Annotated in this window: 1 protein-coding gene; it reads left to right on the forward strand. The window is 76.0% G+C overall.

From position 1 onward, the window contains the following. Positions 1-7,430 (forward strand): SDR family NAD(P)-dependent oxidoreductase (locus ACFTWP_RS40980; protein WP_380270291.1); only part of this gene is annotated, 7,430 nt, incomplete at both ends.

Below are 7,430 nucleotides of genomic sequence, written 5' to 3' on the forward strand. Positions count from 1 at the left end.
ACCCCCACCCTCCGACCCAACCGCCCCGAAACCCACACCCTCCACACCGCCACCGCCACCGCCCACACCACCGGCCACACCACCACCTGGCCCACGCAGGGAGCCCGCACCGCCCTGCCGACGTACGCGTTCCAGCGCCGCCGGCACTGGCTGGACGGTGTCGCCGCTCCGCGCCCCACGGGCGCGTCGAGCGCGGCCGCCCCGGCCCCCGTCGAGGAGACGGACCCCGCCGAGCTGACCGCCGCCCAGCGGCTGGCCGCGCTCGGCCCGGAGGCACTGGAGTCCGCACTGCGCGACCTGGTGCTGACCGACATGACCATCACCCTCGGCCACGCCACCCCCGACGCGATCGACCCCACCCAGACCTTCAAGGACCTGGGCTTCGACTCGGCGCTCTCGGTGGAGCTGCGCAACCGCCTGAACGCGGCCACCGGCCTGCGGCTGGCGTCCGGGCTGCTGTTCAACCACCCGACCCCGGCGGCGCTGGTGCGCCACCTCCGCACCGAGCTGTCCGAGGGCCCGGCGGACGCCAAGGTGGTCTCGGCGGTCACCCACGACGAGCCGATCGCGATCGTCGGCATGGCCTGCCGCTACCCGGGCGGCGCCGGCTCACCGGAGGCGCTGTGGCGCCTGGTCGCCGAGGGCCGCGACGCCATCTCCGACCTGCCCGAGGACCGCGGCTGGGACCTCGCCGGCCTCTACGACCCGGATCCGCACAAGAGCGGTACCACCTACGCCCGCAGCGGTGGGTTCCTCTACGAGGCACCGCAGTTCGACCCGGCCTTCTTCGGCATCTCCCCGCGCGAGGCCGCCGCGATGGACCCGCAGCAGCGGCTGCTGCTGGAGACCTCGTGGGAGGCGTTCGAACACGCCGGGCTGGACCCGGCGGCCCTCGGCGGCAGCGCCACCGGCGTCTTCGTCGGCGCGATGTCGCAGGAGTACGGCCCCCGCCTGCACGAGTCCGCGGAGGGCATGGACGGCTACCTGCTGACCGGCAACACCGTCAGCGTGGCCTCCGGCCGCATCTCGTACACCTACGGCTTCGAGGGCCCGGCGGTCACCGTCGACACCGCCTGCTCCTCCTCGCTGGTGGCCCTGCACCTGGCCGCGCAGGCCCTGCGGCAGGGCGAGTGCGACATGGCACTCGCGGGCGGCGCCACCGTGATGGCCACGCCCGGGATCTTCGTGGAGTTCAGCCGCCAGCGCGGGCTGTCGCCCGACGGCCGCTGCAAGGCGTTCTCGGCCGACGCCGACGGCACCGGCTGGGCGGAGGGCGCCGGCCTGATCCTGCTGGAGCGGCTCTCCGACGCCCGGCGCAACGGCCACCGCGTCCTCGCCGTGGTCAAGGGCAGCGCGATCAACCAGGACGGCGCCAGCAACGGGCTCACCGCGCCCAACGGGCCGTCGCAGGAGCGGGTCATCCGCCAGGCGCTGGCCAACGCGCGGCTCGCGCCGTCCGACGTGGACGCGGTCGAGGCGCACGGCACCGGCACCACCCTCGGCGACCCCATCGAGGCCCAGGCGATCCTGGCCACCTACGGCCAGGACCGGCCGGCCGACCAGCCGCTCTGGCTGGGCTCGCTGAAGTCCAACATCGGGCACTCGCAGGCGGCCGCCGGCGTGGCCGGCGTCATCAAGATGGTCATGGCGATGCAGCACGCCGAGCTGCCGAAGACGCTGCACGCGGACGAGCCCTCACCGCACATCGACTGGGAGGCCGGCGCGGTCGCCCTGCTCAGCGAGGCCCGCCCGTGGGAGACCCCGGGCCGGCCGCGGCGCGCGGGCGTCTCGTCCTTCGGCATCAGCGGCACCAACGCCCACCTCATCCTGGAGGAGGCCACCCCCACGGCCGCCCCCACGGCCGCCCCCGCGGCCGACCGCCCGGCCGCTGACGCGCCGGAGCAGCCCGCCCCCACCGTCCCCGTGGTCCTGTCCGCGCGGACCGAGCCGGCCCTGCGCGCGCACGCCCGCCAGCTGATCGGCGCCGCCGCCGCGCCCGACGCGCCGGAGACCGCGTACGCGCTGCTGCGCCGCGCCACCTTCGAACACCGCGCGGTGGTCTGGACGGGCGGCGCGGGCGAGGACACCGGCACGGTGGCCGCCGCACTCGCGGCACTGGCCGAGGGCGAGGCGCACCCGGCCCTGGTGACGGGCAGCCCGCTCACCGGCAAGACGGTGTTCGTCTTCCCCGGCCAAGGCTCGCAGTGGCCCGAGATGGGCCGCCACCTGCTGGCCACCGAGCCGGTGTTCGCCGCCCACGTCGCGGCCTGCACCGAGGCGTTCGCCGAGCACGCCGACTGGAACCTGACCGACCTGCTCACCGAGCCCGACCCCGCGCTGCTGGAGCGGGTCGACGTCATCCAGCCGGTGCTGTTCGCCGTGATGACGGGCCTGGCCGAGCTCTGGCGCCACCACGGCATCGTCCCGGACGCCGTGGTCGGCCACTCGCAGGGCGAGATCGCCGCCGCGTACGCGGCCGGAGCGCTCACCCTCCAGGACGCCGCCCGTACCGTCATCCTGCGCGCGCAGGCCATCACCGCGCTCGCCGGTACCGGCGGCATGGCCTCGGTGCCGCTGCCGGCCGCCGAGGTCGAGGCCCTGCTCGACGGCACCGACGTGCACGTCGCCGCCATCAACGGCCCCGCGACGACCGTGGTCTCGGGCGCGGCCGACGCGATCGGCGCACTGGTGGCGGACTGCGAGTCCCGGGGCATCCGGGCCCGCCGCATCCCGGTGGACTACGCCTCGCACTGCGTGCACGTGGAGCCGCTGCGCGAGCGGATCACCGAGGCGCTCGCCGGCGTCACCCCCCGTGCCACCGACGTCGCCTTCTACTCGACGGTGAGCGCCGGGCCGATCGACACCACCACCCTCACCGCCGACTACTGGTACGGCAACCTGCGCAACCAGGTGCGGCTGCGGGAGACCGTCGAGCTGCTGCACGCCGACGGCCACCGCTTCTTCATCGAGGCCAGCCCGCACCCCGTACTGACCATCGGCCTCCAGCAGACCCTGGACGAGCGGCCCGCCGCCGTCCTCGGCACGCTGCGCCGCGACCACGGCGACCGCTTCCCGCTGGCCCTGGCCGAGGCGCACACCCGCGGCCTGGACGTCGACTGGCGGCTGCCCGCGCCCCGCGGCCCGCTGCCGGACCTGCCGACCTACCCCTTCCAGCGGCAGCGCTACTGGCTGGAGCCGGCGGCCGGCGGCGGCGACCCGGAGCAGCTCGGACTCGGGTCGGTCGCGCACCCCCTGCTCGGCGCGTCCCTGACCGCCGCCGAGAGCGGCGCACTGCTGCTCACCGGCCGGCTGTCGCTGCGCACCCACCCGTGGCTGGCCGACCACGCGGTCGCCGGCACCGTCCTGCTGCCCGGCACCGCGTTCGTGGACCTGGCCGTCACCGCCGGGGACCACGCCGGCTGCGACCTGCTGGAGGAACTCACCCTGCAGGCACCGCTGCTGCTGCCGGCCGGCGCCTCGGTCCAGGTGCAGGTGACGGTCTCCGCGCCCGACGAGCAGGGCCGCCGCGCCCTGGCGGTGCACTCCCGTCCGACCGAGGAGAGCCCCTGGAGCCAGCACGCCTTCGGCGTCCTCGGCACCGGCGCACCCGCCGGCGTACCGGTCACGGCCTGGCCGCCCGCCGGGGCCACCCCGGTGGACACCACCGAGGCGTACGGGCTGCTCGCCGCGCACGGCTACGAGTACGGGCCGGTCTTCCAGGGCCTGCGCGCCCTGTGGCGGCGCGGCGGCGAGCTCTTCGCCGAGGTCGCGCTCGGCGAGCAGACCGACGTGACCGGCTACGGACTGCACCCGGCCCTGCTGGACGCGGCGCTGCACCCCGCGGTGCTGGCCCCGCTCTGGGACGCGCCCGCGCCGGAGGAGGGCGTCCCGCTGCCCTTCGCCTGGTCCGGTGTGTCGCTGCACGCCACCGGCGCGACCGTCCTGCGGGTGTCGCTCACCCCGAACGGCACCGGTTCGTTCGCCCTCACCGCCACCGACGCCCAGGGCACCCCGGTGGCCTCGGTGGAGTCCCTCGTCCTGCGCCCGGTGCAGATCGCGGCGCTGACCGCCGAGCAGCCGCGCGACGGCCTGTTCGGCGTCGACTGGGTGCCGGTGCCGCTGCCCGCCGCAGAGCGGCCCGCCTCGCTGGCCGTACTGGACCCGGCCGACCCGGACCTCGCCTCGGTGGCGGCCGGGGCCGAGCCCGAGGTCGTGGTGCTGGCCCTGCCCTCCTCGACCGTCGCCTCCGCCGCGGCGGAGGGGCTCCCCGCACTGGCCTCCGCAGCCCTCCGTCGGACCCTGACGGTGCTTCAGACCTGGCTGGCCGAGGACCGGTTCGCGGGTTCCAAGCTGCTGGTGCTCACCCGGGGCGCGGTCAGCGTCGGCGAGGGCGAGGACGTCACCGACCTGGTGCACGCCCCCGTCTGGGGCCTGCTGCGGACCGCGCAGTCGGAGAACCCCGACCGGATCGTGCTCTGCGACCTCGACGACGACGCCGCCGCGCCGATCGACACCGCCGACGGCCTGCCCGAGACCGTCCTGGCCGCGCTGGCCACCGGCGAGCCGCAGACGGCCGTCCGGCAGGGCGCGGCGTTCGCACCGCGACTGGTGCGCGACCCGTCCACCGCCCCCGCGGCGGCGGGCGGCACCTTCGCCCCGGAGGGCACCGTCCTGGTCACCGGCGCCACCGGCACCCTGGGCCGGCTGCTCGCCACCCACCTGGTGACCGAGCACGGCGCCCGCCGGCTGCTGCTCACCAGCCGCCGGGGGCCGGACGCGCCCGGCGCCGCCGAGCTCCTCGCGGACCTGACGGCGCTCGGCGCCGACGTCCGGCTCGCCGCCTGCGACGTGGCGGACCGCCCGGCGCTGGCGGAGCTGCTCGCGAGCGTCCCGGCCGAGCACGCCCTGACGGCCGTCTTCCACACCGCGGGCGTCCTGGACGACGCCGTCGTCACCGGCCTCACCCCGGCCCAGCTGGACACCGTCCTGCGGCCGAAGGTGGACGCCGCCTGGCACCTGCACCAGCTCACCTCCGAACTCGACTCCGAGCTGCGTCACTTCGTCCTGTTCTCGTCCGTCACCGGCCTCACCGGGAACGCCGGGCAGGGCAACTACGCGGCCGCCAACACCTTCCTCGACGCGCTCGCGCACCACCGCCGGGCGCAGGACCTGCCCGCGCTGTCCCTGGCCTGGGGCCTGTGGGAGCAGGCGAGCGGCATGACCTCGGCGATGACCGACGCCGACCGGGCCAGGATGGGCCGCGGCGGCATCGTGCCGCTGCCCTCCGACCGGGGCCTGGCCCTGCTGGACGCCGCACTGTCGGGGGACCGCGCCCTGGCCGTACCGGTGCAGATCGACCTGCCCGCGCTGCGCCGGGCGGCGCTCACCCAGCCGCTGCTGCGCTCGCTGGTCCGCATCCCGGCCCGCCGCGCGCTGGCCGCCGGCGGCGGCACGGACGCCGGCTCGTGGTCGCAGCGGACGAGCGCCCTGCCGGCCGAGGACCGCGAGCACGCGGTGCTGGACCTGGTCCGGGCGCAGGTCGCCATGGTGCTGGGCCACGCCACCTCGGAGAGCATCGACGCCGAACGGGCCTTCAAGGAGCTCGGTTTCGACTCGCTGACCGCCGTGGAGCTGCGCAACCGGCTCAACTCCGCGACCGGCCTGCGGCTGCCGGCCACGCTCGTCTTCGACTACCCGACGCTGCGCGCCCTCACCGGCTACCTGGTGCAGCAGGTGACCGGTACCGCCGGCGTCCAGGTCACCGTGCAGGCCGCCGTCCTGGACGACGACCCGGTCGTGATCGTCGGCATGGGCTGCCGCTACCCGGGCGGGGTCCGCTCCCCCGAGGACCTGTGGCGGCTGGTCGACGACGGCGTGGACGCCGTCGGCCCGTTCCCGGACGACCGCGGCTGGGACCTGGAGGCGCTGTACGACCCGGACCCGGAGAAGGAGGGCACGGCCTACGCCCGCGAGGGCGGCTTCCTGCTCGACGTGGCCGACTTCGACGCCGACTTCTTCGGGATCTCCCCGCGCGAGGCGCTCGCCACCGACCCCCAGCAGCGCCTGCTGCTGGAGACCGCCTGGGACGCCTTCGAGCGGGCCGGCATCGACGCGACGACCCTGCGCGGCAGCCAGACCGGCGTCTTCGCCGGCGTCATGTACAACGACTACCGCTGGCGGCTGCGGGACGCGCCGGAGGGCTTCGAGGCCTACCTCGGCAACGGCAGCGCGGGCAGCGTCGCCTCCGGCCGGGTCTCGTACACCTTCGGCTTCGAGGGCCCGGCGGTCACCGTCGACACCGCCTGCTCCTCCTCGCTGGTGGCCCTGCACCTGGCCGCGCACGCGCTGCGCCGCGGCGAGTGCGACCTCGCGCTCGCCGGTGGCGTGACGGTGATGGCGACCCCGGCCCCGTTCATCGAGTTCAGCCGCCAGCGCGGACTCGCCCCCGACGGCCGCAGCAAGCCCTTCTCGGCCGAGGCCGACGGCGCCGGCTGGAGCGAGGGCGCCGGTCTGGTGCTGCTGGAGCGGCTCTCCGACGCCCGGCGCAACGGCCACCGCGTACTGGCCGTGCTCAAGGCCAGCGCGATCAACCAGGACGGCGCCAGCAACGGGCTCACCGCGCCCAACGGGCCCGCCCAGCAGCGCATGATCCGCCAGACCCTCGCCAACGCGGGGCTGCGCACCGCCGACGTGGACGCGGTCGAGGCGCACGGCACCGGCACCACCCTCGGCGACCCCATCGAGGCCCAGGCGATCCTGGCCACCTACGGCCAGGACCGGCCGGCCGACAAGCCGCTCTGGCTGGGCTCGATCAAGTCCAACATCGGGCACTCGCAGGCGGCCGCGGGCGTGGCCGGCGTCATCAAGATGGTGATGGCGATGCACGAGGAGACGCTGCCGCGGACCCTGCACGTCTCCGCGCCGTCCCCGCACGTGGACTGGTCGACCGGCGCCGTCGAGCTGCTGACGCAGGCCCAGCCGTGGAAGGCCAACGGCCACCCGAGGCGGGCCGCCGTGTCGGCGTTCGGCATCAGCGGCACCAACGCGCACGTCATCCTGGAGGAGCCGGGGGTGACGGAGGGCGCCGCGCCGAGCCCCGAGCCGGCCTCGCCGGTGCCGTGGGTGCTGTCCGCGAAGAGCGGCGCGGCGCTGCAGGGCCAGGCCGGGCGGCTGCTGGAGCGGATCGCGGCCGACGACGACCTGCACGACGCGGACGTCGCGCACTCGCTGGCGTCCCGGGCGCTGTTCGAGCACCGGGCGGTCGTGGTCGCGGGCAACCGGGGCGAGCGGGCGGACGCGCTGCGGGCGCTGGCCGCCGGCGAGCACCACGCGGGTGTGGTGTCGGGTCGGGCGGACGGCGGGAAGCTGGCGTTCCTGTTCACCGGTCAGGGCTCACAGCGGGTCGGGATGGGCCGCGAACTCTACGCCAA

Source organism: Kitasatospora sp. NPDC057015 (genome assembly GCF_042673745.1).
GTDB lineage: Bacteria > Actinomycetota > Actinomycetes > Streptomycetales > Streptomycetaceae > Kitasatospora.